The sequence below is a fragment of the Streptomyces sp. NBC_00247 genome (genome assembly GCF_036188265.1).
Lineage (GTDB): Bacteria > Actinomycetota > Actinomycetes > Streptomycetales > Streptomycetaceae > Streptomyces.
This window is the reverse complement of the sequence record NZ_CP108093.1, coordinates 6,469,628-6,493,261: the sequence shown is the minus strand read 5'-3', so window position 1 is coordinate 6,493,261 and position 23,634 is coordinate 6,469,628. Positions and strand designations below refer to the sequence as shown.

Below are 23,634 nucleotides of genomic sequence, written 5' to 3'. Positions count from 1 at the left end.
CACCGCTCCCGCTTTCACGGACGAGTGAACTCCCGCTCGGCAGCTGGAGATCGTACTGCCGCGAACGCCAGCATGGACGGCATGACCACCACGTACTCACGGGCCGAACGGGCCGCTCAGGCCCGGGCGGCCGAAGTCCGGCTCGCCGCCGAAGGAATCGACGGGGTGGTGTTCGGCTGGGTCGACAACGCCGGGCTCACCCGGGTGAAGTCCGTCCCGCTCGCCCAGCTCGAACACGCCGCCGAGCACGGTGTCGGGGCGGTTCCCTGCTTCGACCTCGCCCTGGTGGACGACTCCTTCACCACCACGGCTTCGAGTGCCGGCCCGATGGGCGACCTCCGGCTCGTCCCCGACCTCGACCGGCTGACCCCGCTCGCAGCCCAGCCCGGCTGGGCCTGGGCTCCGGCCGACCGTTACACCCAGGACGGCGCTCCGCACCCCGGCTGCCAGCGCGGCTTCGCCCGCCGGGCCACCGAGGACGTGGAGCGCCGCGGGTTTTCGGTGCTGGCCGGGATCGAGATCGAGTGGGTGGTGGCCGACGCCGCCGGAGACCCCGCGGCGTCCGGGCCCGGGTACGGGATGACCCGCTTCGTCGAGCGCTCCGACTACCTGCGGGAGGTGCTTCGCGCCCTCACCGCGCAGGGCCTGACCGTGCTGCAGCTCCACCCCGAGTACGCAGCGGGGCAGTTCGAGGTCTCCGTCGCCGCCGAGGGGCCTGTCGAGGCGGCCGACACCACGATGCTGGTACGCCACACCGTCCGGGCCGTCTCCGCCCGGCACGGGCTGCGGGTCTCGTACGCGCCCGTCTTCACCGAGGGCGCGATCGGCAACGGCGGCCACCTCCACCTCAGCCTCTGGCGGCAGGGCCAGAACCTCGCCCACGGCGGACCCGGCCGTCACGGGCTGCACCCCGAGGCCGAGCAGTTCCTCTCGGGGGTGCTGGCCGAGCTTCCCGCCCTGCTCGCCCTCGGTGCGCCCGGCGTCGCCTCCTATCTGCGCCTGGTCCCCTCCCACTTCGCCGGGGCGTACCGCTGCTGGGGCCTGGAGAACCGCGAGGCGGCGCTGCGTCTGATCACCGGCTCGGCCGCCGGGCAGGCCAACGCCGAGGTCAAGTGCTTCGACGCCGCCGCCAATCCGTATCTGGCGGTCGGCGGGGTGCTGGCCGCCGGGCTCGCCGGGCTCGACGCCGGTATGCCGCTGCCTCCCGAGACCCGGAGCGACCCCGCCGCCCTCGCGAGCGCCGAACGTCTTCCGGCGAGCCTGCCGGAGGCGGCCGACGCGTTCGAGAAGTCCGCCCTGTTGCGGCAGGCGCTCGGCCCCGAGCTGTACGAGGCCGTACTGGCCGTCCGGCGGGCGGAGGCGGAGCTGTTCGCGGGGCACTCGGACGCGGACGTCGTCGAAGCCGTTCGCTGGCGGTACTGACGGAGCGTCACGTCCGCTGTCCCCGCCCGCCGCCGTCCCCGCCGCCGGGCGGGGACGGCGGACGTCGTCGTACAGCCGCGCTCAGCCCGCTCCCGCCGTGGAAGACCGGGTGCCGTCCGGACCGGTGGCGGCGGCTTCCAGCGGCTTCGTCATGTAGACCGCCTCGGCGCCGTAGCTCGCGGGCAGCCCGATCCCGGGCCGGGCGCGAAAGCCCCACGCGGCCCAGAGCGCCCGTGAACCGCCGACGGCGGCCAGGGAGAGCGTCCGGTAGCGACGCGCACGCCCGGTCTCCTCCAGCTGCCGCAGCATCCGGTGGGCCAGACCCCTGCGGCGCACCGGCTCGGCGATCACGACGTCGTGAAGGTGCAGGTTGTCCCCCACGACGCCGTCCCAGGCCGCGCCCATCTCGGTCAGGCTCAGGTCGGGGCAGCGGAAAAGCGGGTACGGCAGGGCGAGCAGGTAGCCGCCGAAGCGGCCCGCGTGCTCCGCCACGAAGCAGGTCGAGGGCGAGGCGCGGTGCCGGGAGCGCAGTGCTTCCCTCCCCTCCGACAGGCCACTCGCCGCGTAGGCGTGTTCCTCCAGCGCGACCACCTCGTCCCAGTCGTCCTCCAGGAGCAGCCGGACACGGGTCTGCGTCATGCGCTCTCTCCGTCCGGAGCCGGGCCGCCGACGCAGGTGTACGGCAACGGGGCGAAGCCGTTGAATCCCTGGGTGGTGTAGGCGACGGCGTACGCGCCGCAGGAGTGGACCCAGACGGGGTCGCCGGAGGCGATGGTGCGCGGGACCCGTACCGAGCCGCCCTGCTGGGCGTACGCGTCGTCGCTGTCGCATGTCGGACCGGCCACCACGGCGTCGACGAGCGGCTCACCGGGGCGGGTCGGGAACTCCAGCCGGTACCTCAACTGGTCCATCTCGTACAGGCCGTTGAACTTCCCGCAGCTGAGGTAGAGCCAGTCCTCACGCGTGCCGTCGGCCCGGTGGCGGGAGGTGAGCCGGGCGGCATGGGCGCGGATCGCGCCGTGGTCGGCGACCAGGTGGCGGCCGGGTTCCAGTAAGAAGGAGAGCGGTGCGGGGTTGATGGCGCGCAGCCGTTCCATGCCCTCGCGGATCACCGTGAACATCTTGTCCAGCGGCGGCTCCAGCGGCCGGCCGTGCCGGTCGAGGACGCCGAGAGCGGGCAGTCCACCGCCGAGGTTGATCCGTTCCGGGACGACGCCGTGCCGGTGGAGCGCCTCCAGCGTGGCGGCGATTGTCCCGATCGCCTCGCCCCAGGCCTCGGGCGTCATCTGCTGCGAGCCGACGTGCACCGACAGGCCGGAGGGCACGAGCCCGGCGTCCCGGGCGTCGAGGAGCACCCGCAGGGCGTCTTCGGGGGAACAGCCGAACTTGTGGCTCAAGCCCCACAACGCGCCGTCACCGGTCGTCGCGAGACGGCAGAACACGGCTGACCCCGGGGCGTGTTCGGCGATCGCGGCCACGTCCTCCCGACTGTCGGTGGCGAAGTCGCGCACGCCCAGCCGGTAGGCGTCGGCGATGTTGCGGTCGGACTTGACGGTGTTGCCGTAGTGGATCAGGCCGGGGGCCACCCCGGTGCGCAACGCCTGGACGATCTCCTGCGGGCCGGCCGCGTCGAAGCCGGAACCAAGCCGGGCGAGATGACCGAGCACCTCGTCCACCGGGCACGCCTTCATGGCGAACCGGACTTCGGCGTCGGGCAGTTCGGCGCGGAGGGCGGCGTACTGGCGCCCGATGCCCGTCAGGTCGTAGACGATGGTGTCCTCGGTCGCGGCGGCGAGTGCGGCGCGCAGGGCGGAGTCGTCGTGCCGGCCGAGGAAGGACGGGGCGGACGTCCGCGGGGCGGCCGGCGCCGCCAGGACGCGCCGGCCGGTTCTGTCGCGGTCGGCCGGACGGCGCTGGCCGGTGATCTGATACGTGTCGGTGGCCTGAGGCCTCACGCGTGAACTCCCCATCAGACTGGATGATCGGTGCCTTGATCGTTCCGGCACCCATGAGAGGCAACGAGGGAGTCCGGAGGCGGGTTATGACACGCGAGCCGGTTTTCGGCCCGTCCGGCTCCGTGCGCCGCTGACGGCTCGGCCCGCACCGGCCGCCAGGGAATCCGGGAATCCGCGACACCGGGAGAGGAGCTGACGGGCACCTCCCGAGGCGGTGTCGTGACGCGACACCGCTCTATGATCATGTGCCTGACACACTGTCGTCCGTTGAGGAGAGTCCCCGATCATGGGCATGACCCGTTCCGCCACCACCGTCCTGGCCACCGCGCTCGTCCTGGCCGGAGCGGTCGCCACCGCCCCGGGGGCCACCGCCGCGGCAGGCTGTCAGTACAAGGTCGTCTGGCCGACCGCCGGAGTGTACGAGAACCCCAACCCGAACAGTGTCGTCGTCAAGACCAAGTACGCCGGCGACATAGTCGGAGCGTCGACCTGCGAGGGCGCCTCCTACAACGAGTACGGCTACGTCCTGGTCACCACCGACGCGGCGGCGGACGGCCGGGGCTGGATGCGAGAAGGGGCCGTCGTCCCCGTCTGAGGCCCCGGGGTGGGCCGGGCCCACGCGGACGCCGGGCCCACGCGGACGGCCTGAGCCGCCGGAGCCGGCCGGGACGGGAGGGTGCGCCACTCCTCGGCCCGCCGGGTCCTCGCGTGGTCACGTTCGCCGCGCCGTGGGACCGGCGGAGCACCTCGGACGCCCTCGCCGTCAGCGGCCGTACGAGGCTTGTTCCAGCGCCTCCAGCACCACGCGCTCGCACAGTTCGTGGGTGGCGAGCGCGTCACGCGCGCTGAGCGTCACGCCGGTGCGTACGGCGTCGAGGAACGAGGTCACACAGCTCTCGATGCCGCGCTGGCGGGCGACGGACACCCAGTCGCCGCGCCTGCGCAGGCTGGGCCGGTCCTTGTGGTCGATGACCTCCGCGAGGTTGAGGACCTGCCGCTTGCTGTCCTGGCCCGAGACTTCGAGGATCTCCTCGGTGGAGCCGCCCCGGCGGTTCATCATGCCGATGGCGGTGAAGCCGTCGCCGGACAGTTCGAGGACGACGTGGTGCATCAGCCCGTCCTCGATCCTGGCCCGTACCGACACCCGGTCGACGGGGCCGGGGGCCAGAAAGCGCAGCGTGTCCACGACGTGGATGAAGTCGTCGAGCACCATCGTCCGGGGCTCCTCGGGCAGTCCCACCCGGTTCTTCTGCAGCAGGATCAGCTCGCGCGGGTGGTCGGCGCACTGCGCGTAGCCGGGGGCCAGACGCCGGTTGAAGCCCACCGCGAGACTGGTGCGGCGTTCCTCGGCGAGCTCCACCAGCCGGGTGGAGTCGGCGAGTTCGTACGCGAGCGGCTTGTCGACGTAGGTCGGGACACCGGCTTCCAGCAGCCGAGCGGTGATCTCCGGGTGGACGGTCGTCGGAGCATGGACGAACGCGGCGTCGAGCCCCTGCTCCAGCAGCGAGTCCAGGGTGGTGTGGCACCGCGCGGCGGGGATCCGGTGCGCGGCGGCGACGGTGTCCAGGGTGGCGGGGGTCCTGGTCTGGAGGTGCAGTTCGATCCCGGGCAGAGCGGTGAGCACGGGCAGATAGGCCTTCTGCGCGATGTCCCCGAGTCCGATGCAGCCGACCTTCACGAATACTCCCTCACCTTGCCGTACGCGCGTCCTTGATCCCGGCAGCATACGGGCGCGACGGCGACGACCGGCCGGACGGACGGAAGGACGGCGGGACCTCGAACGCGCCGACGGCACGCACCGGGCACGCACCGGCGCGAACGAGCCGTCCGTTCACCCGTGATGATCGTTTCGCCGTACGAACGGGCGCCGTTCGCAGCGCGCTGACCGGGTCACTCGTGCGGGGCATTCGGCGCGTACGGACTCCCGCAACGCCCTGCTCACCCGCAGAGTTACCGGGTGCAACGAACCAGAATGACCGTGGCGGTCCTCGTGGGCGTGGCGGTCGCCACCGTGTCCGGCTGTGTGACGGTCAACCCCGGCGGGCCGGGGGCTCCGCCGCCGGCGCCGAACCGCCCCGTCCAGGAGGTGGAGCCGCAGATCGGCCAGCCGCCCGCCCGTGAGGCGCTGGACGCCCTGCCGGAGACCTCCCCGTCCGCGTCCGCCCCGGCGTACCCGGACCCGGCTTCCGCGTCCGGGCCGCGCGTGGAGCCGCCGGGCGGCGCTCCGCCGGCGGCCTACCCACCGCCGCGCCCGCCCGTCACGCTCCCGACCCTGACGGTGTCCGGCCTGCCTCGTGTTCCGGCGTCCGGCAAGGGCGTCTGCGCGCTCGGACGCGGTATCGGGGGGTGGTCCGCCACGAGCCCGCAGTCCAAGATCTGCGATCAGGCGTACGGCCACTGAGACGGCCCCTCCGGCGGAGCAGGCGTACGGCGGCCGGGAAAGCCGGTCGTCCCGGCCGGGAGCGCGGCCGGGAGCGCGGCCGGGAGCGCGGCCGGGAGCGCGGCCGGGAGCGCGGCCGGGAGCGCCGGAGAGCCGGTAGGTGCGCGTGGGGGGTGCTTTGCTCAGCTGGGTGGGTGCTTTGCTCAGCGTTCCTCGCGGAGCCGCGCGGCCAGCCGGTCGATGGCGGTCCTGACGCCGTTGCCGCGGCCTCCGTCGGGGAGCGCGTCCGCCGCCTTCCGGGCGCGGTCCAGATGGTGGCGGGCGGCCTCGGGGCGATGGAGCTTGAGGTAGTCCGCGGCAAGGCCCAGGTGCAGCGCCGGGGAGAAGGCGTGCAGGGCGAGGAGGTCCTGGCGAGCGGCGGGCCGTTCGCCGGTCAGCCCTTCGGCCGCCGCGTTCCACGCGCGCAGGTCCCAGGTCAGTTCGTCACCGGGATCGTCCTGGGTGTCGGCCATGTAGTGCGCCAAGGTGCAGCGGTGGACCGGGCCGGCGTCCTCACCCAGCTCGGACCAGAGGTCCGCGAAGCGGTTACGGGCCTCTTCGCGGTCCCCACCGTGCAGGAGCATGACCGCCTGGCCGATCCGGGTGCTGACGGCGTCCGTCGCCGACTGCTGCTGCTCCGCCACTGCGGCCTCCCTCATCGGGTGTGCGGCAACGGGGGCCGCGGTGCGGGAGCGGGCCCTGCACGGGTGCGGGACGGGGCGGGCGCGGGCCCCGGAACCTTCCGCCGTGGCGTGCCGGACCCGGCTCCGGTGACGGGACAGACCCTAGCCGCACCGGTGGGCGATCACGCTCAGGCGCGGCAGGACGGCCCACCGGCCCCGCGGGCCGCGCCCCCTCTGGTCCCCCCTCCGCGTGGACCGGGCGCCCCGCCCGTCCGGGATCAGCCGATGTCGGGGATGCGCCAGTCGATGGGGGCGTGGCCCTGGGCGGCCACGGCTTCGTTGATCTGGGTGAAGGGCCGCGACCCGAAGAACCTCTTCGCGGAGAGCGGCGAGGGGTGTGCGCCCTTCACGACCACGTGGCGCGATTCGTCGATGAGCGGGAGCTTCTTCTGTGCGTAGTTGCCCCAGAGGACGAACACGGCCGGTTCGGGGCGCTCGGCCACGGCTCGGATCACCGCGTCGGTGATCTTCTCCCAGCCCTTGCCCTTGTGCGAGTTGGCCTCGCCGGCGCGCACGGTGAGGACCGCGTTGAGCAGCAGGACGCCCTGCTCGGCCCACGGCATGAGGTAACCGTTGTCCGGGACGGGGAGGCCGAGCTCCTCCTGCATCTCCTTGTAGATGTTGCGCAGCGAGGGGGGCGTCCTGACGCCGGGCCGCACGGAGAAGCACAGCCCGTGGCCCTGCCCCTCGCCGTGGTACGGGTCCTGGCCGAGAACGAGCACCTTCACCCGGTCGAAAGGAGTGGCGTCCAGAGCTGCGAAGACCTGGTCGCGCGGCGGGTACACCGGCCCCTTGGCCCGCTCCTCCTCGACGAAGTCCGCAAGCTCCTTCACGTACGGCTTCTGCATTTCGTCGCCGAGGACGCCGCGCCAGGACTCGGGCAGCAGCAGGTCGGTGTCGGTCACGTGGACAGCCTCCAGAGAGCATTCGGTTCTTGACAGAGAACCTACCCGGCCCCTCTGACAGCGGGCCGGTGTCCCCCGTTCACCCCGATTACCAGCTGGCCTTGCGGTACAGCTCCCACATCTGCATGACGGTCTGCGGGTCGAGGGCGCGCTCGCCGCCGCCGATGTCCTCGCCGGCCGCGATGTAGAGCTTGCCCTGCCAGAGCGGCAGCAGCGGGATGTCCTGCACCATGATCTGCTGGGCCTCGGCGAACTGCTTGCTGACCGCGCCGCGGTCGCTCTCCTGGCGCGAGGCGGGCAGGATCTCCTCGGTGATCTTCTTGTTGACGTACATGCCCCCGGTGGCGCTCTCCTTGCCGACGAAGGGCGCGATGAAGTTGTCGGGGTCCGGGAAGTCGGGGAACCAGCCGCGGCCGAAGACCGCGTAGTCGCCCTTGTTGAAGCCTTCCTGGAAGGTGCTCCAGGGCGCGCTCTTCAGAGTGATCTTGAAGAGTCCCGACTTCTCCAGCTGGCGCTTGATCTCCTCGAACTCCGGTGCGGTCGAGGAACCGTAGCGGTCCGTGGTGTACCAGAACGTCATTTCGACCGGCTCCGTGATCCCGGCGTCGGCGAGCACCTCCCGCGCCTCCTTCACGTCGGGGTCCCCGAAGGCGTCGAAGAAGCTGGTGGTGTGGGCGGCGATGCCCTTCGGGACGATGGAGTAGAGGGGTTCGGCCGTGCCCTGGTAAACCTTGGCGACGAGGGAGTCCCGGTCCACGACGCGGGCGACGGCCTCGCGCACGGCCCGCTTGCCGGCGACGGGATCCTTCGGGTTGAAGACGAGGAAGCGGATGTCGGCGCCCACGGACTCGACGAGCTGGAGACCCTTGTTCTCCTCCTTGCTCCCCTGGAGGCCGATCACCTCGTCGGCGGTGAGGCCGCGGTAGGTGGCGTCGATCTTGTCGCCCCTCAGCGCCGTGACCATCGCGTCGGACTTCTCGTAGTACCTGATGGTGACCGAGTCGTTCTTCCGGTCCGCGAACCCCTTGTAGCTGTCGTTCTTCTTCAGCTCCGCGACTTTGTGGGGTTCGTAGTGGCCGAGGACGTACGGACCGGAGCCGGTGACCGCATTACCGGTGCGGAGCTTGTCCTTGGGGTACTGCTTCGGCGCGACGATCGACATGGCCGGGGTGGCGAGAACGAAGGGGAAGGTGGCGTCGGACTTGTTCAGGTGGAAGATGACCAGGTCGTCACCCTTGGTCTCCACCCGGTCGAGCGAGCCCAGCAGACCGAGCGGGCCGCCCTTCGCCTTGATCGCCACGATCCGGTCGATGGAGTACTTGACCGCCTCGGCGTCGAGCGTCTCGCCGTCCGAGAACTCCAGGCCGTCCCGGAGCGTGCAGCGGTAGGCCATGCTCGTGGAGTCGGTGAAGGTGCACTCCGCCGCGTCGGGTTCGGGCTTCGTACTGCCGGTGGGGAAGGACACCAGGGTCTGGAAGACGTTGCGCATCAGCTCCCAGGAGTTGTCCCAGGCTCCGGCGGGGTCCAGAGTCGAGGGCGAGCTGGTCGTCCCGACCGAGATGTGCTGGTCGACGTCCGAACTGCTGCCGGAGAACACGCTGCAGCCGGCGACGAGTGACAGGGATGCTAGGGCTGCAGCAGCCTGCAGACTGGCCCGGTAGAACACGTGCACGCTCCTCGATCAGCCATGGGTCGGCAGACCATACCGCAGCGCCCCACCGGGCCAATCACCAGGCCCGGCGGGGCACTTGCGTCAATCGGGGCGAACCGTGGCAGGCCGCTCAGCTCACTCCGGCATTGAGGAAGATTCCCCCGTCGATCACCAGCGTCTGTCCGGTGATCCAGCCCGCCTGCTCCGAGGTGAGGAAGGCGGCCGCCCCTCCGATGTCCTCGGGAACTCCCAGCCTGGCCATGGGGTACGCGGCGATCACCTCCGCCTCGCGGCCTTCGTAGAGCGCCTCGGCGAACCTGGTCTTGACGACGGCCGGGGCGATCGCGTTGACCCGGACGACCGGCGCGAACTCGTGGGCCAGCTGAAGCGTCAGGTTGACCATGGCGGCCTTGCTCATGCCGTACGCACCGATGAACGGGGAAGCCGAAATCCCGGCCACCGAGGCGATGTTGACGATCGCCCCGCCGTTCTGCGCCTGCCAGGCCTTCCAGGTCCGCTGGGCGAACCCGAGTGCCGAGATCACGTTGGTCTCGAAGACCTTGCGCGCGACGCCGAGGTCGAGGTCCGCCATGGGTCCGAACACCGGGTTCGTCCCGGCATTGTTGACGAGGAAGTCGACGCGGCCGAACGCCTCCATGGTGCGCTCGACCGCCTGCGCCTGGTGCGCCTCGTCGTGCGCCTTCCCGGCGACGCCGATCACCCGGTCGGAGCCCAGCCGCTCGACGGCCTCCTTGAGCGCCTCCTCGCCGCGGCCCGTGATGCAGACCCGGTCGCCGCGGGCGACGAGCGCCTCGGCGACGCCGTACCCGATGCCCCGGCTCGCGCCGGTGACGAGCGCGACCTTCCCGCTGTCCTGCACAGTCATGATGTCCCTCGTCCTTCGGGTCAGTTGAGCGGGCCGCCGGCGACGTACAGCACCTGGCCGGAGACGAAGCCCGCGTCGTCGCCGGTGAAGAAGGAGATGGCGTTGGCGATGTCGTCGGGGCGGCCCACGCGCTGGACGGGGATCTGCGTGGCGGCGGCGGCCTGGAACTCCTCGAAACCCATCCCGACGCGGGCCGCGGTCTGGGCGGTCATCTCCGTCACGATGAACCCGGGCGCGACGGCGTTGGCGGTGATGCCGAACTTGCCGAGCTCGATGGCGAGGGTCTTGGTGAAGCCCTGCAGACCGGCCTTGACGGCCGAGTAGTTGGCCTGGCCGCGGTTGCCGAGCGCCGACGAGGAGGAGAGCGAGACGATACGCCCGAACTTGGCGTCCACCATGTGCTTCTGGACGGCCTTGGCCATCAGGAACGCACCCTTGAGGTGGACGTTCATCACGATGTCCCAGTCGGACTCGCTCATCTTGAAGAGCAGGTTGTCGCGGAGCACGCCCGCGTTGTTGACCAGGATCGTCGGAGCTCCGAGTTCGGCGACGACACGCGCGACGGCGGCCTCCACCTGCGCGGCGTCCGACACGTCGCAGCCGACCGCGAGCGCGGTGCCGCCGGCGGCGGTGATCTTCTCGACGGTCTCCTTGCAGGCGGCCTCGTCGAGGTCGAGTACGGCCACGGCGCGGCCCTCGGCCGCCAGGCGTACGGCGGTCGCGGCCCCAATGCCTCGCGCCGCTCCCGTCACGATGGCGACACGCTGCTCGGTGGTGGACATGCTGGGTTCTCCTCGCCGTTGGATCGCTGCCCCGTCGACACCGGTAAGTCACCGCACCGGACACTCCGGATACGGCCCGACTGACTGAGCAAGCGCTTAGTACTGTTGTGATGGTGACGCTAGAAGCCCTGGCACTCGGTGTCAACGGCCTGGTGCCGCGCCCGGCAATGTTTGCCCATGAGGAGGGGTGTCCGCTGCGTGCGACCGCAGGGCGGCCAAAAGCCCTTGCACCGGAGCCACCAGGGCTTTTGGCCAACGCCGCGAGTGCGCGTGCCGGACACCGCGACGGGCAGAACTCGCCGGGAGCGGCACGGGACACCCAGGGGTGCGTGTCACACCGAAGGAGACGGCGAAGGGGCCGCCCGCGACAGTCACGGACAGCCCCTTCGGGTGGTGCGGTACGGGGCCCTCAGCGGACGAGCAGATCGAGCAGGCGCTCGACCTCGGCCGCCGGGTCCAGGGTCAGGCCGGTGTGCACGGGGCCCGGCTGGACGACCGTGGAGCGGGGGGCGATCAGCCAGCGGAACCGCCGCCCGGCGTCGTCACCGGCCGCTTGGCCGGCCGCGTCACCGCCGCCGCAGACGTTCTCCACCGCCCGTAGCGCGGCCCGCACTCCGACGACGTCGGCGGCGGGATCGAGCGCCCTCAGCTTGCCCTCGTCGAGATGGGTGCGGGCGGCCACGAACGCGTGTGCCCGGCAGTAGACGAGCACCCCCGCGTTGAAGCACTCCCCACGCTCGACACGGGGGACGACGCGCAGCAGCGCGTACTCGAAGACGGCGCGTCCACTCATCGGCTCTCGCCCTTCTCCGTCGCCTGAGCCCTCGGGGCGAGGCGGTCGGCGAGCCAGCCAGGAGCCTTGGACGGGCCGGTGGGCGCCGGGGCGTCCATGACGACGCGCTCGTGGATGGTGGCGGCACGAGCCAGCAGGGGTGCCACGTACGCGCGCCGCAGTTCGTCCGTCGAGTCGAAGCCGGGCTCGCCGGACAGCCACTCGTCGGGCACCTGGGCCGCCACCTCGGTGAGCAGCTCCTCGGTGACGAGCGGCGCGAGGGCTGCGGCGGCTGCCGCCACGTCCGGGCCCGTGGGCGCCAGCACGTGGTCGGAGGCGTTGTACGGCTTGGCCGCGGACGTCTGGGCGCCCGGCCAGTTGTGGTGCCAGATCATCGTGGCGCCGTGGTCGATCAGCCAGACGTCGCCGTGCCAGACCAGCATGTTGGGGTTGCGCCAGGACCGGTCGACGTTGTTGATCAGCGCGTCGAACCAGACGATCCGCCCGGCCTCCGCCGGATCGACGTGGTAGGCGAGCGGGTCGAAGCCCAGCGAACCGGGAAGGTAGTCCATCCCGAGGTTCAGACCGCCGCTCGCCTTGAGCAGCTCCTGCACCTCCTGGTCGGGCTCGCCGAGCCCGATGACCGGGTCGAGCTGCATGGTCACCAGTTCCGGTACCCGCAGCCCGAGGCGGCGGCCCAGCTCCCCGCAGATGACCTCCGCGACGAGGGTCTTGCGGCCCTGCCCCGCCCCGGTGAACTTCATGACGTACGTACCGAGGTCGTCGGCCTCGACGATCCCCGGGAGCGAACCCCCCTCACGCAGGGGCGTGACGTAGCGGGTCGCAACAACCTCTTCCAGCACTTTCTCAAGCCACCCATCTCTTCAACCTTGCAATCCACGGAAACCCTCTTGCGAGTGCAGCGGGGCACCCAGCGTGCCAGAGGCGCTGGGGGAGAAACCGTGGAGCTTCGACCGACACATCGCCCCCTTACTCCCCGAGCAGCCCGTCGATGGCGCCGCGCCCCGTACTGCCGGCTTCCGACACGAGGCGAGCATAGTAACTCAGCGTAATCGAAGTGGGCGAATGCCCGAGCCGCCCCGTCAAGGTCAGGACGGCCTCCCCGGCTTCAGTCATGGCGGTGACGACCGCACATCGGGCGCTATGGAGCGGCTTTAGCGGCCACCCCTAGCTTTCGAGCCATGACGGTCCTGCCTGATGACGGGCTCTCCCTGGCCGCCGAGTTCCCTGACGCGACGCATGAGCAGTGGCAACGCCTTGTAGAGGGCGTGCTGCGCAAGTCGGGCAAGGAAGCCTCCGGCGAGGCCGCGGAAGACGCGTTGTCCACCCCGATCGAGGACGGGCTCACCTCCCGGCCGCTGTACACCGCGCCGCCCGAGGGGGCAGCTTTCGACACCTGTTTCCCCGGCTTCGCCCCCTTCGTTCGCGGAGGCAGGCCGGAAGGCACCACCGTGAACGGCTGGGACGTGCGCCAGCTCATCGCGGGCACCGACCCGGTGCGCCTGAACGAGGCGGCGCTCACCGACCTGGAGAACGGAGTCACCTCCCTCTGGTTCACCGTGGGCCGTGGCGGCCTCCCCATCGACGGCCTCTCCCGGGCATTGGACGGGGTCTACCTGAACCTCGTCCCCGTCGCCCTGGACGCCGGCGCCCAATACCTGGACGCGGCACGTACGTTGCTGCGCCTGTTCACCGAGCGCGCGGTGTCCCCCGAGACCGCCCACGCCTCGCTGGGCGCCGACCCGCTGGGCCACGAGGCCCGGACCGGTCAGAGACTGGACCTCGCGGAGGCCGCCGCTTTCGCCGCGCAGACGGCCGCCTGGCCCCATGTGCGCGCCCTGGCGGTCGATGCCCTGCCGTACCACGAGGCGGGCGGCAGCGCCGCCGAGGAGCTGGGCCTCTCGCTGGCCACCGGGGTCGCCTACCTACGCGCCCTCACCGAGGCGGGCCTGAGCGCCGAAGCGGCCTTCGGCCGGCTGGAGTTCCGTTACGCGGCGACCGCCGATCAGTTCCTCACCATCGCCAAACTACGTGCCGTCCGGCGCCTGTGGGCGCGTGTCGCCGAGGCCTGCGGGGTCCCGGGGGCGGGCGTCCAGCGCCAGCACGTGGTTACCTCGCCGGTGATGATGACCCGCCGCGACCCGTGGGTGAACATGCTGCGCACCACCGTCGCCTGCGTGGCGGCGGGCGTGGGCGGTGCGGACTCGGTCACCGTGCTCCCGTTCGACCAGGAGCTGGGCCTGCCCGACGCGTTCGCTCGCCGGATCGCCCGCAACACCTCCACGATCCTCATGGAGGAGTCCCACCTGGCCCGGGTGATCGATCCGGCGGGAGGCTCGTACTATGTCGAGCAGCTCACCGACCAACTCGCCCATGCGGCGTGGGGTTTCTTTCAGACCATCGAGAAGGCGGGCGGCCAGGCCGCCGCCCTGCGCTCCGGCCTGGTCGCCGATCGCCTCACCGCCACCTGGGCAACGCGCTCCAGGAAGCTGGCCACCCGACGCGAACCCGTCACCGGGGTCAGCGAGTTCCCGCTTGTCTCCGAAGAGCCGGTCGAACGAGAACCCGCGCCGGCTCCGCTCACCGGCGGACTGCCGCGTGTCCGACGCGACGAGGCGTACGAGGCCCTGCGCGCCCGCAGCGACGTACACCTGGCGGCGACGGGCGCCCGACCCACCGTCTTCCTGGCGGCCCTGGGCCCGCCGGCCGCGCACACCGGCCGCGCCACCTTCGTCTCCAACCTGTTCCAGGCGGGAGGCGTCACCACGGTCCACGCCCCTGTGCCGGTGGATCCGGCGACAGCCGCCGAGGCCTACCTGACGAGCGGTGCCGACGGCATGGCCGTCCTCTGCTCCAGCGACGCGCTGTACGAGGAGCAGGCCGCGGCGGTATCCGCCGCCCTGCGTGCGGTCGGCGCCACAACCGTGTTCCTCGCAGGCGGACCCGGCACCGCAGAGCCTTCCGTGGACGGGTACGTCTACGCCGGCTGCGATGCCGTCGCCGTGCTGTCCGCCGCACTCGACCGGATGGGAGTCACGTCTTGAGCACCCCCCGCATCCTCGATTTCTCCGAACTCCCGCTCCACGGGCCGACCCCCGCGGCCGGTTCCGAGGACCGGTGGCGCAGCGCGGTCAAGGAGGCCACCGGGTCCGGTGTCGCCGACCTGACGTGGGAGACCCCGGAGGGCATCGCGGTCAAGCCGCTCTACACCGGTCAGGACCTGGAGGGCCTCGACTTCCTGGATACGTATCCCGGCGTCGCCCCGTTCCTGCGTGGCCCATACCCCACGATGTACGTCAATCAGCCATGGACGATCCGTCAGTACGCCGGGTTCTCCACCGCCGAGGAGTCGAACGCCTTCTACCGGCGCAACCTGGCAGCGGGTCAAAAGGGTCTGTCGATCGCTTTCGATCTGCCCACCCACCGCGGGTACGACAGCGACCACCCCCGGGTGACGGGTGATGTGGGCATGGCGGGGGTGGCGATCGACTCGATCTATGACATGCGCCGGCTCTTCGACGGCATCCCGCTCGACCGGATGAGCGTGTCGATGACGATGAACGGGGCCGTCCTGCCGGTCCTCGCGCTCTACATCGTGGCCGCCGAGGAGCAGGGGGTGCCGGCGGAGAAGCTGGCGGGGACCATCCAGAACGACATCCTCAAGGAGTTCATGGTCCGCAACACCTACATCTATCCACCGAAGCCCTCGATGCGGATCATCTCCGACATCTTCGCCTACACCTCACAGCGCATGCCGCGCTACAACTCCATCTCGATCTCCGGGTACCACATCCAAGAGGCGGGGGCGACGGCCGACTTGGAACTGGCCTACACCCTGGCCGACAGCGTGGAGTACCTGCGGGCCGGGCTGGGCGCGGGCCTGGAGGTCGACGCGTTCGCTCCGCGGCTGTCCTTTTTCTGGGGGATCGGCATGAACTTCTTCATGGAGATCGCCAAGCTGCGGGCCGCGCGACTGCTGTGGGCGAAGCTGGTGAGGCAGTTCGACCCGAAGAACCCCAAGTCACTCTCCCTGCGCACCCATTCGCAGACCTCCGGCTGGTCACTGACCGCGCAGGACGTGTTCAACAACGTGACGCGTACGTGTGTGGAGGCGATGGCGGCGACCCAGGGGCACACGCAGTCGCTGCACACCAACGCCCTCGATGAGGCGCTCGCGCTGCCCACCGATTTCTCGGCGCGTATCGCCCGCAACACCCAGCTGCTGCTCCAGCAGGAGTCCGGCACCACGCGGGTGATCGACCCGTGGGGCGGTTCCGCGTACGTGGAGAAACTGACGTACGACCTCGCCCGACGCGCCTGGCAGCACATCCAGGAAGTCGAACAGGCAGGCGGCATGGCCCAGGCCATCGAGGCCGGCATCCCCAAACTGCGTATCGAGGAGGCCGCTGCCCGCACCCAGGCCCGGATCGACTCCGGACGCCAGACCGTCATCGGCGTCAACAAATACCGCGTGGAGACCGACGAGAAGATCGACGTCCGCGCCGTCGACAACTCCTCCGTCCGCGCCCAGCAGATCGAGAAACTCCGCCGCCTGCGCGAGGAACGCGACGAGAACACCTGCCAAGACGCGCTGCGTGCCTTGACGCACGCCGCAGCCGCCACCGGGAACCTCTTGGAACTCGCGGTGAACGCGGCCCGTGCGAAGGCGACCGTCGGGGAGATCTCCGCCGCCCTGGAGAAGGCCTACGGACGGCACGCCGGCCAGATCCGTACGATCTCCGGTGTGTACCGCAACGAAGCCGGCCAGTCGCCGTCCGTGCAGCACACCCGGACGCTCGTCGAGAGGTTCGAAGAGGCGGAGGGCCGGCGCCCGCGCATTCTGGTCGCCAAGATGGGCCAGGACGGCCACGACCGCGGCCAGAAGGTCATCGCAACCGCCTTCGCCGACCTCGGCTTCGACGTCGACGTCGGCCCGCTCTTCCAGACCCCGGGCGAAGTCGCCCGCCAGGCCGTCGAGGCCGACGTGCACATCGTCGGCGTCTCCTCACTCGCCGCCGGCCACCTCACCCTTGTCCCGGCACTGCGCGAAGCCCTCGCCGAGGAAGGCCGCGAGGACATCGTGATCGTCGTGGGCGGGGTCATCCCTCCCACAGACGTCCCCACCCTCCTGGAGATGGGCGCCGCAGCGGTGTTCCCACCCGGCACGGTGATACCCGACGCGGCCCGCGACCTGGTGACGCGGCTCGCCGCGGACCTGGGCCACGAACTGTAGCCGCCATGCCCCCGATCGACATCACCACTTACACCAAGGGTGTACTCGAGGGGAGACGCGCGCTCATCGCACGCGCCATCACCCTCGTCGAGTCCACCCTGCCCGCCCACCGCCTCCTCAGGGCTGTCCCGCAATTCCTGGCGGGTTCGCGACGACAGCTACGGCACCTCGCCGCGTTGCCGGAACGTCCCGCTCCATCCAGTATGCGGACGCCCCTCCGCCTTGCGACGCACCGCATCCGACGCCGCGCACCGATCCACCACGAATTGCGGGAGAACCCTGAGCCCAGCATCTGTTGAACGAGCTCCTTCCCCATTCCGGACGGGCCCACCGGATCGGCATCAGCGGGGTACCCGGCGCCGGCAAATCCACCTTCATCGACGCCTTCGGAACACTGGGCGGGGTCGCAAAGGCCACTCGCGAGTCGATCACCGTGGTGGAGGCCGCAGGCCATGACGTCGTCCTCGTCGAAACAGTGGGCATAGGCCAATCCGGAGACCGCCGTCGCCGGCATGGTCGACTCCTTCCTGCTTCTCTCCGTCGCCCGTACCGGTGACCCATTGCAGGGCATCAAGAAGGGCGTCCTGGAACTCGCCGAGGCCCTCGCCGTCAACAAAGCAGACGGCGTACACGAACGCGACGGGCAATCGGCTGCGCGCGAACTGTCGAGAGCCCTGCGCCTGATGCATCCGGCCGACGCCGCCCGGACCCCACCGGTCCTGACCTGCAGCACCCGCGAATCCAAGGGCCTGGACGAAGTCTGGAAGTACCTCGGCCAACACCGGACCCTGCTGGAGGCAGGCGGCCGTCTGGCATCGAAACGTGCCGCCCAGCAGGTTGAGAGGACCTGGTCGATGGTCCGCGACGAGCTACTGGAGCGGCTTCGCGCGGATTCAGCCGTACGGAATCTCCGTCCGGCCCTCGAAGCCTTGGTCCGCGCGGGCACGATCACCCCCACCTCGGCGGCGGACCGCGTCCTGTCGGCCTTCGGTGGCGCATGACGGTGCTGGTGAATCCCGGGGGGCACGTCGCCGTGGCCGAGCGGTTCCAGCGTCGAGGACAGCCTTGTCGGCAGTGACCGGTGCGCCGGCGAGACTCTTCGGTCGTACGCCGTCGGAGGCGCCCACAGGTCGCCGTGAACCGGCGAAAGCCGGGCGCCGCCGCGGCCGGCGAGCGGCACCCAGGCCCATCAGGGGGTCGCCCCTGTCCGTCGCGCCCCAGGATGCCCGTCAGCGGGCGGCCGGCCAAGGCGAACTGCGTTCGGGCGACCAGAGGTTGAGAGCGCGACGTCGCCGTCGGCAAGGGACGCAGAGCCGCTCGTACCTCATACTGCGGGCATGGGTTTATGGAAAGTGCAGCGGCGCAACAGCGAGCTGGACGGACGAGGGTCCCTCTCTGGCTCACACGCAGCCGTGACACGCAAGAGGTGTTACACCCTGGCCAGAGGTGCTGACCGGCCGGACCCACGACGCAAACTCCGCCGTGGAGGGAAGAGGGGACGCCATCATCATGAGGGCTTTCTTCCTTCTCATCATTCCCGTCGGCGCGTGCACATGGTCCCTCAGCGGTACGTGAGGAACGGTCCGATCGGTGCGTCTCTTCATACGGCGGTGTTCCTCTCGTCCGTCCGAATCCTGACCCTGCGGACGGGGAGGACGGTATGACCGGGACCGAGCCGCCTGCGGCCTGCCTGCGCTCACCTGTGGCGGACCGGCCAAGTGCACCTCCCCCGCGCCGACGTGACGCGCTCCGTAACCGAGATCTGCTGATAGAGGCCGCCCGAGAGACGTTCGCCGAGAAGGGGTTGCAGGCCCCGTTAGACCTGATCGCCCGGCGGGCGGGCGTGGGAAACGCCACGCTTTACCGCCACTTTCCCAACCGCAAGGCGCTCGTTGACGAGGTCTTCTCCAGCACACTCACCGAAGTCGTCTTAGCGGGCGATAGGGCTCTGGCCATCCGGAACGCGTGGACAGGTCTCACGGACTACCTGTACGCAGTCATCACAGCACTGCCGACCGAGCGTTGTGCCGGTCATCCGACCGCCTCTTGTCCTGATGCCACATCCCTGGAGCTGATCCACGTACGGCATCGCCGGACCGTCGGCTTCCTGCTCCGCGAGGGCCAGAAGCAGGGGACGATCCGCCCGGACATCACTCCCGAGGACCTGCTTTTCTCTTTGGCGGTGCTGGGCCGGTCTCTCCCGGCACTCACCACAACCGTTCCCGGCGCCTTTCGCCGTCCGCTCGCCCTGATCCTCGATGGCCTACGCATTCACCCCACAGCGCCCAGTCTGCCCGCACCATCGCTCACCGCTGACGAACTCGACGAGGTACTACTCTCGCCCACCCGGCCTTGCCCACGTGAGGAACCGGCGGGCCCTGGGCAAGACTCGCGCTGACCTGAAGCCGGCGCCCACGCGGGAGGGCCCCGGGGACACCCCCACCGGACCGGGGGTTGTCGAGATTCTGCCGGGCTTGGCAGTCCACCAATGGTTCGACGTTCGGTGACCCCGGCGTGTAAGGCCGCACTTGGTACTGCAAGGGCTCGGCGTGAACGCTGTTGAGGGTGGTCCAGATGGCCAGGGAGGTGGTCTGCCGGGCCGTTGATGCCCCTGTCCCGCTCCGCTGGGCGACTGCGGATGCCGACGACAGCTACAGCTGGCGCTCCCCGGGCTCCAGGCCTCCGCAGCCATCAACAGCCGCTGTTGCCGCTCGCCCTGGTGCGAGAACAACACCATGAGCCGCAAAGCGAGTTGGTCACGACTTCCCTCCTGTACGCGTATACCGCAGCAGCGACTACCGCGTCGAGAAAAAACATCTTGATTCCCTGCAAGCCCTTAAGAGCTCGTAACACGATCTTGTTGATGTTGGCTGGTGGGGCGTAGCCGGTGTGACGATTCGGCTGTTCGTGAGGATGTGAGTACCCGACCGTGGATCGTGGACGATGAGTTGTGGGTTCTGATCGAGCCGTTGCTGCCGCCGTGGCCGGAGCGGTCTCCGGGGCCGAGGCCGGTGTCGGATCGACTCTGCCTCCAGGGCATCCTGTTCGTCCTCTACAACGACATATCCTGGCAACTCCTGCCCCTGGAACTCCGGTTCGGCTCGGGGCAGACCTGCTGGCGTCGGCTGGACCGGTGGCAGAAGGCAGGAGTCTTCGACCAGTTGCATCGGGTCCTGCTTGCGGAGCTGAACGCGGCCGGCGAACTCGACTGGTCACGTGCGTGTGTGGACGGTTCCCACATCCGCGCGAAAAAGGGGGCGCCGACACCGGTCCGTCGCCGGTCGACCGGCGGAAGACGGGCAGCAAGCACCACCTGATCTGCGACGGACGCGGCACCCCGCTCAAGGTCATCACGACCGCAGCCAACGTCAACGACGTCACCCAGACCCTGGCCCTGGTCGACGGCATCCCACCCGTCGCAGGCCGACCCGGCCGGCCCCGCCGACGGCCAGAGGCCCTGCTCGGCGACAAAGGGTACGACTCCAACGCTCACCGCGACGAGCTCCGTCGCCGACGAATCTTGCCCGTCATCTCTCGCAAGGGATCACCGAACATCAAGGGCATCGGCAAGCTGCGATACGTCGTCGAGCAGACCTTCGCCCTGCTCCACCACTTCAAACGACTCGCCGTCCGCTGGGAACGCCGCACCGAACTCCACGACGCCTTCGTCTCCCTCGCCTGCAGCCTCATCTGCTACCGACGCCTCAAGAAGACCCGACCATGATCGTGTTACGAGCTCTAAGGGTTGCCCCGCAATTCCTGGCGGGTGCGCGACGACAGCTACGGCACCTCGCCGCGTTGCCGGAACGTCCCGCTCCATCCGGTATGCGGACGCCCCTCCGCCATGCGATGCACCGCATCTGACGCCGCGCACCGAACCACCACGAATCGCGGGACAACCCTTAGCCGGCGACGACGGCCGCACTTTGACCGGACGCTTTCCCGAACAGTGGCGCCGCAAGCTCGAATGAGAAAATCTGCGGGCACACCCACCACTGACTGGAGATTTGCCTGAGGAGCTCCACCCCCGCAATTGCGAAGGCTATCGCAGACCCTGCTGCGGACGAATACTCGATATTCCCCCTGCCCATCCGGAGAAATCCCCCCGCAAAAGGCCCAGGAGCTATTCGCCGACTCGGAAACGGTAGATTCAGACTGAGGTAAGTGAACCTTTAGCGGTCTCCTACATATTCATGACGTCGGCCGCAAGGGAACGGGGCGGGCCGGCACGAAGTGAGGAGAGTCAATCCCCGACTGCAGCCCTTGCGTCCGCGGGGCGGAGAACATGTCCCCCAGGTTCCCACTCCGCGGACCTGCCGGCCGCTACCGAAAGGTGCCCCTGACAATGGCGTCCACATCCGAGTCCGGGTTGCCGTTCGAGGCCCAGGTCGAGTCCGGCCGCCTCGGCCCAACACGCGCTGACCACAATCGACGTTCCCGATTCCGCGCGTGAGTTCGACCAGAACCGCCGGGCGATCGCAGCCGAACGCGTCGATCCCCTCGAGAAAAGTGCGGGACAAGTCCGCGGGTGGTGTGCGCCGGCAGGCGATGAGAGGGGTCAGCGGAGTGAGCACCATGCAAGACGCTGTGACATCACTGGCGCACCTGAGACGACTGGGCCGTGTTGTGAAAGGAGCGCCGTCCGCCCGGAGGGCGGGTCCGGCGGCGTCCGGTGCGTGCGATCGTAAGGCGGAGGGTCGCCCCGATACTGGATGTATCGGGGCGACCCCGACAACGCGGCGGGCGTGCGTGCCATACGCCGCCGGGCAGGCGGGACTTTCACGACACGGCCTTGTCGTCGAGGGCCCGAGTGAGCGTGCCGCCCAGGCCCAGCGCGCCAAGGGCAGGCCGCCCGCGCGTGAGCGCGTCGCGCTGCTGCTGGACGCCGGGCCGGAGACCCGCGTCGCCGAGGTCCGCCACCTCGTCTCAACGCCCCTCTCGAACAACCGCGAGAACCCATCCACGTGCCCCTCCGGCCGCCGCTCCGACATCCTCCTGGCCTGGTGCCCGCCGACGACAACCGCCCGTACGACCTGCACAAGGTCATCGAGGAGCTCGTCGACGAAGGCGACTCCCTGGAGATCCACGCGCGCTGAGCGCGCTACTTCATCCGCGCGTTCGCCCGCCTCGACGGACAGGTGGTCGGCATCGTCGCCAACCAGTCGCAGTCCCTCGCCGGCGTCCTGGAAATCCAGGCCGGCGAAAAGGCCGCCCGCTTCGTCCAGATGTGCGGCACCATCAACGTCCCCGTCGTCACCCTTTCTCGACGTCCCCGGCTTCCTGCACGGCGTCGACCAGGAGCACGGCGGGCCCTCCGGCACGGCGCGAAACTGCTGTGCGCGTACTGCGATGCCACGGCGCCCCGGATCTCCCTGACCCCGCGCAAGGCGTCCGGCGGCACGTACCACTGCCGCACTCGTACCGAGCGGCCGAGCGCGGCTTGGTCGACGACGTCATCGATCCCGCCGAGACCTGCGGAGCCCTCGTCGCCCCGCTCGCCAGGCTCCGCACCGAGCGCGCCGGCCTGCCGTCCCGCAGGCCCGGCAACCTGCCTCAGTAGACGCCGAGTTGAAGGAGGAGATCGCCGTGAACGTTTCTACCGCTCACTCCGCAGCCGCAGCCGGAGCGATCTTGCTGAAGGTGAGGAAGGGCAGCGCCAGCCCTCAAGAACTGGCCGCGATCACCGCGATCCTGGTGGCGCGCGCCACCGCGCACCCCGCCGGTCCCGCCGCGGTCCGCGACGGCCGAACGATGGCAGGCTGGCGCCGCTTGGAACGCACCCCTGGCTTCCGCTCCCCGACCAGCTGGCAGGGCTAGGTGGTGTCCGGCGGATCAAGGTCGGACAGGGCGCGGCGTCCGGGGCGGTGCGTCGCAAGGCCCCGAAGCGTCCCCATCGCGGAGCGATTCGGACGCTTCGACAACGCCGCGAGGTGCCGTTCCGGACGCCGCGACCCCGGCCATGATCCGCCGGACAACCCTTAGGCCGGCGGAAGGCCCATTCGAGGCTATGTGCGCGTCATGCAGCTTTCAATCCGTGAGCGGCTTGCCAGGGGGATGACCATGCGATATGAGGTTCTGGGGCCTATCAGGGTACTCGGTTCGGGCGAGCCTTCCTTCATCAGCGCACGGAAGATTGAAGCACTGTTCGCCGCACTTCTGGCGCGCTGCGACCAGGTCGTCACAACGGACCAGCTCATTCGTGAGATATGGGGGGAAGCGCCGCCGAAACGTGCCACCGCCGCGCTTCACGTCTATATCTCGCAACTACGCAAATTCCTGAAGGCGAGCGGCGGACTGCGCACCAGGAGCCCTATCGTGACCCGCCCGCTCGGGTACATGCTGCGCATCGGAAACGATGAAATCGACGTGAGGGACTTTCAGTCCCTCACGGACCGAGGCACCGATCTCTATCACCGGGCCGAATACGGGGAAGCCATCCTCGTCCTGGAACGGGCTTTGCAGATCTGGCGGGGATCAGCTTTGGCCAATCACCAAGAGGGACTCATCACTTACGCGTATACCACCTGGCTCGAAGAGTCCCGCCTCGAGTGCACCGAAACCCTTTTGGAAGCATATCTGAAAATGGGCAGGCACCGTGAAGTCGTCGGTCGGCTCTACGCTCTCACCACCGAATACCCTCTGCGGGAAAGCTTTTACCGGCATCTGATGCAGGCGCTGTACCGCGCCGACCGGCAGGCAGACGCTCTCGCCGTGTATCAGACGGCTCGCACGCGGCTGCAGGATGAGCTCGGACTTGAACCGTGCGAGACTCTGCGGCAGTTGAACAATGACATTCTCGCCGGCGGTTTCTATGCCGCCGACGGCGGCGCCGCCGCATGACGATACACGTGAACAATGCCTCCGGCCTGCGGGCCCACGAGCAATGAGCGGACGTGGGAACACCG

At 69.8% G+C, this 23,634-nt stretch carries 19 protein-coding genes and 3 pseudogenes; 12 read left to right on the top strand and 10 right to left on the bottom strand.

Annotated features, from left to right (window positions below; genetic code table 11):
* Window positions 1-81: 81 nt before the first annotated feature.
* Window positions 82-1,422: a glutamine synthetase family protein gene (locus OHT52_RS28060; protein WP_328722959.1), complete on the top strand. Its 1,341-nt coding sequence runs from the start codon at window positions 82-84 to the stop codon at window positions 1,420-1,422.
* Window positions 1,423-1,503: 81 nt separating this feature from the next.
* Here the strand turns inward: OHT52_RS28060 and OHT52_RS28055 are convergent, their stop codons facing one another.
* Window positions 1,504-2,061, bottom strand: a complete 558-nt coding sequence (locus tag OHT52_RS28055) for a GNAT family N-acetyltransferase (protein WP_328722958.1) — start codon at window positions 2,059-2,061, stop codon at window positions 1,504-1,506.
* A complete protein-coding gene (locus OHT52_RS28050; RefSeq protein WP_328723931.1) occupies window positions 2,058-3,230 on the bottom strand; it encodes a type III PLP-dependent enzyme in 1,173 nt (390 codons plus the stop codon). The genes OHT52_RS28055 and OHT52_RS28050 overlap by 4 nt, the downstream gene beginning before the upstream one ends.
* A gap of 433 nt (window positions 3,231-3,663) precedes the next feature.
* On the opposite strand from OHT52_RS28050, the gene OHT52_RS28045 reads away from it, so the two are divergent.
* The gene (locus OHT52_RS28045; protein ID WP_328722957.1) at window positions 3,664-3,972 is read left to right on the top strand and encodes a glycosyltransferase; all 309 of its coding nucleotides are present in this window, start codon (window positions 3,664-3,666) and stop codon (window positions 3,970-3,972) included.
* Window positions 3,973-4,140: 168 nt separating this feature from the next.
* Here OHT52_RS28045 and OHT52_RS28040 read toward each other — a convergent pair whose 3' ends face one another.
* A complete protein-coding gene (locus OHT52_RS28040; RefSeq protein ID WP_328722956.1) occupies window positions 4,141-5,055 on the bottom strand; it encodes a Gfo/Idh/MocA family protein in 915 nt (304 codons plus the stop codon).
* A 279-nt stretch (window positions 5,056-5,334) separates the two neighbouring features.
* Here OHT52_RS28040 and OHT52_RS28035 point away from each other — a divergent pair, with 279 nt between their 5' ends.
* Window positions 5,335-5,778: a hypothetical protein gene (locus OHT52_RS28035; protein WP_328722955.1), complete on the top strand. Its 444-nt coding sequence runs from the start codon at window positions 5,335-5,337 to the stop codon at window positions 5,776-5,778.
* A gap of 182 nt (window positions 5,779-5,960) precedes the next feature.
* Here OHT52_RS28035 and OHT52_RS28030 read toward each other — a convergent pair whose 3' ends face one another.
* From OHT52_RS28030 to OHT52_RS28000, 7 genes are all read right to left on the bottom strand, one after another.
* Complete coding sequence (locus OHT52_RS28030) at window positions 5,961-6,440, bottom strand: hypothetical protein (protein WP_328722954.1); 480 nt, start codon at window positions 6,438-6,440, stop codon at window positions 5,961-5,963.
* 257 nt (window positions 6,441-6,697) lie between these two features.
* Entirely contained in the window at window positions 6,698-7,384 is a 687-nt protein-coding gene (locus OHT52_RS28025) for a uracil-DNA glycosylase (protein WP_328722953.1), read from the bottom strand.
* A gap of 88 nt (window positions 7,385-7,472) precedes the next feature.
* Window positions 7,473-9,050 (bottom strand): ABC transporter substrate-binding protein, encoded by a 1,578-nt coding sequence (locus tag OHT52_RS28020; RefSeq protein ID WP_328722952.1) that lies wholly within the window; start codon window positions 9,048-9,050, stop codon window positions 7,473-7,475.
* Window positions 9,051-9,165: 115 nt separating this feature from the next.
* A complete protein-coding gene (locus tag OHT52_RS28015) occupies window positions 9,166-9,921 on the bottom strand; it encodes an SDR family oxidoreductase (RefSeq protein WP_328722951.1) in 756 nt (251 codons plus the stop codon).
* Window positions 9,922-9,941: 20 nt separating this feature from the next.
* Entirely contained in the window at window positions 9,942-10,703 is a 762-nt protein-coding gene (gene fabG, locus OHT52_RS28010; protein ID WP_328722950.1) for a 3-oxoacyl-ACP reductase FabG, read from the bottom strand.
* Between the two features lie 409 nt (window positions 10,704-11,112).
* Window positions 11,113-11,496, bottom strand: coding sequence for a DUF3037 domain-containing protein (locus tag OHT52_RS28005; protein ID WP_328722949.1), 384 nt, complete (start codon window positions 11,494-11,496; stop codon window positions 11,113-11,115).
* Window positions 11,493-12,338 (bottom strand): HipA family kinase, encoded by an 846-nt coding sequence (locus OHT52_RS28000; protein ID WP_328722948.1) that lies wholly within the window; start codon window positions 12,336-12,338, stop codon window positions 11,493-11,495. Before OHT52_RS28000 ends, OHT52_RS28005 begins: the two co-directional genes overlap by 4 nt.
* Before the next feature lie 339 nt (window positions 12,339-12,677).
* On the opposite strand from OHT52_RS28000, the gene OHT52_RS27995 reads away from it, so the two are divergent.
* The 9 genes and pseudogenes from OHT52_RS27995 to OHT52_RS27960 all read left to right on the top strand — a co-directional run bounded on the left by OHT52_RS27995 (window position 12,678) and on the right by OHT52_RS27960 (window position 23,569).
* The gene (locus tag OHT52_RS27995; RefSeq protein WP_328722947.1) at window positions 12,678-14,540 is read left to right on the top strand and encodes a methylmalonyl-CoA mutase family protein; all 1,863 of its coding nucleotides are present in this window, start codon (window positions 12,678-12,680) and stop codon (window positions 14,538-14,540) included.
* Complete coding sequence (gene scpA / locus OHT52_RS27990; RefSeq protein WP_443046680.1) at window positions 14,537-16,729, top strand: methylmalonyl-CoA mutase; 2,193 nt, start codon at window positions 14,537-14,539, stop codon at window positions 16,727-16,729. The genes OHT52_RS27995 and scpA overlap by 4 nt, the downstream gene beginning before the upstream one ends.
* Window positions 16,730-16,734: 5 nt before the next feature.
* Window positions 16,735-16,848 (top strand): annotated as a pseudogene (locus OHT52_RS31565) (methylmalonyl Co-A mutase-associated GTPase MeaB); the annotation flags it as partial.
* Between the two features lie 164 nt (window positions 16,849-17,012).
* A pseudogene (locus OHT52_RS27985) lies at window positions 17,013-17,730 on the top strand (GTPase); the annotation flags it as partial.
* Window positions 17,731-18,389: 659 nt separating this feature from the next.
* A complete protein-coding gene (locus OHT52_RS27980; RefSeq protein WP_328722946.1) occupies window positions 18,390-19,127 on the top strand; it encodes a TetR/AcrR family transcriptional regulator in 738 nt (245 codons plus the stop codon).
* Window positions 19,128-19,644: 517 nt separating this feature from the next.
* Window positions 19,645-20,453, top strand: a protein-coding gene (locus OHT52_RS27975; protein WP_328722945.1) for an IS5 family transposase whose coding sequence is annotated in 2 segments (ribosomal slippage) — window positions 19,645-19,962 and window positions 19,965-20,453 — 807 coding nt in all. Because the reading frame shifts where the segments join, the coding sequence is not laid out codon by codon here.
* A 1,240-nt stretch (window positions 20,454-21,693) separates the two neighbouring features.
* Window positions 21,694-22,077, top strand: a pseudogene (locus OHT52_RS27970) (carboxyl transferase domain-containing protein); the annotation flags it as partial.
* A gap of 238 nt (window positions 22,078-22,315) precedes the next feature.
* Window positions 22,316-22,546, top strand: coding sequence for an acyl-CoA carboxylase subunit epsilon (locus OHT52_RS27965; RefSeq protein ID WP_328722944.1), 231 nt, complete (start codon window positions 22,316-22,318; stop codon window positions 22,544-22,546).
* 201 nt (window positions 22,547-22,747) lie between these two features.
* Entirely contained in the window at window positions 22,748-23,569 is an 822-nt protein-coding gene (locus tag OHT52_RS27960) for an AfsR/SARP family transcriptional regulator (RefSeq protein WP_328722943.1), read from the top strand.
* Window positions 23,570-23,634: the final 65 nt, after the last annotated feature.

What these genes read in the sequence shown, in the direction of transcription:
- OHT52_RS28055 (WP_328722958.1), bottom strand. Translation starts at nt 2,061, where the DNA reads ATGACGCAGACCCGTGTCCGGCTGCTCCTGGAGGACGACTGGGACGAG.
- fabG (WP_328722950.1), bottom strand. Translation starts at nt 10,703, where the DNA reads ATGTCCACCACCGAGCAGCGTGTCGCCATCGTGACGGGAGCGGCGCGA.
- OHT52_RS28015 (WP_328722951.1), bottom strand. Translation starts at nt 9,921, where the DNA reads ATGACTGTGCAGGACAGCGGGAAGGTCGCGCTCGTCACCGGCGCGAGC.
- OHT52_RS27995 (WP_328722947.1), top strand. Translation starts at nt 12,678, where the DNA reads ATGACGGTCCTGCCTGATGACGGGCTCTCCCTGGCCGCCGAGTTCCCT.
- OHT52_RS28005 (WP_328722949.1), bottom strand. Translation starts at nt 11,496, where the DNA reads ATGAGTGGACGCGCCGTCTTCGAGTACGCGCTGCTGCGCGTCGTCCCC.
- OHT52_RS28060 (WP_328722959.1), top strand. Translation starts at nt 82, where the DNA reads ATGACCACCACGTACTCACGGGCCGAACGGGCCGCTCAGGCCCGGGCG.
- OHT52_RS28045 (WP_328722957.1), top strand. Translation starts at nt 3,664, where the DNA reads ATGGGCATGACCCGTTCCGCCACCACCGTCCTGGCCACCGCGCTCGTC.
- OHT52_RS27960 (WP_328722943.1), top strand. Translation starts at nt 22,748, where the DNA reads ATGCAGCTTTCAATCCGTGAGCGGCTTGCCAGGGGGATGACCATGCGA.
- OHT52_RS27980 (WP_328722946.1), top strand. Translation starts at nt 18,390, where the DNA reads ATGACCGGGACCGAGCCGCCTGCGGCCTGCCTGCGCTCACCTGTGGCG.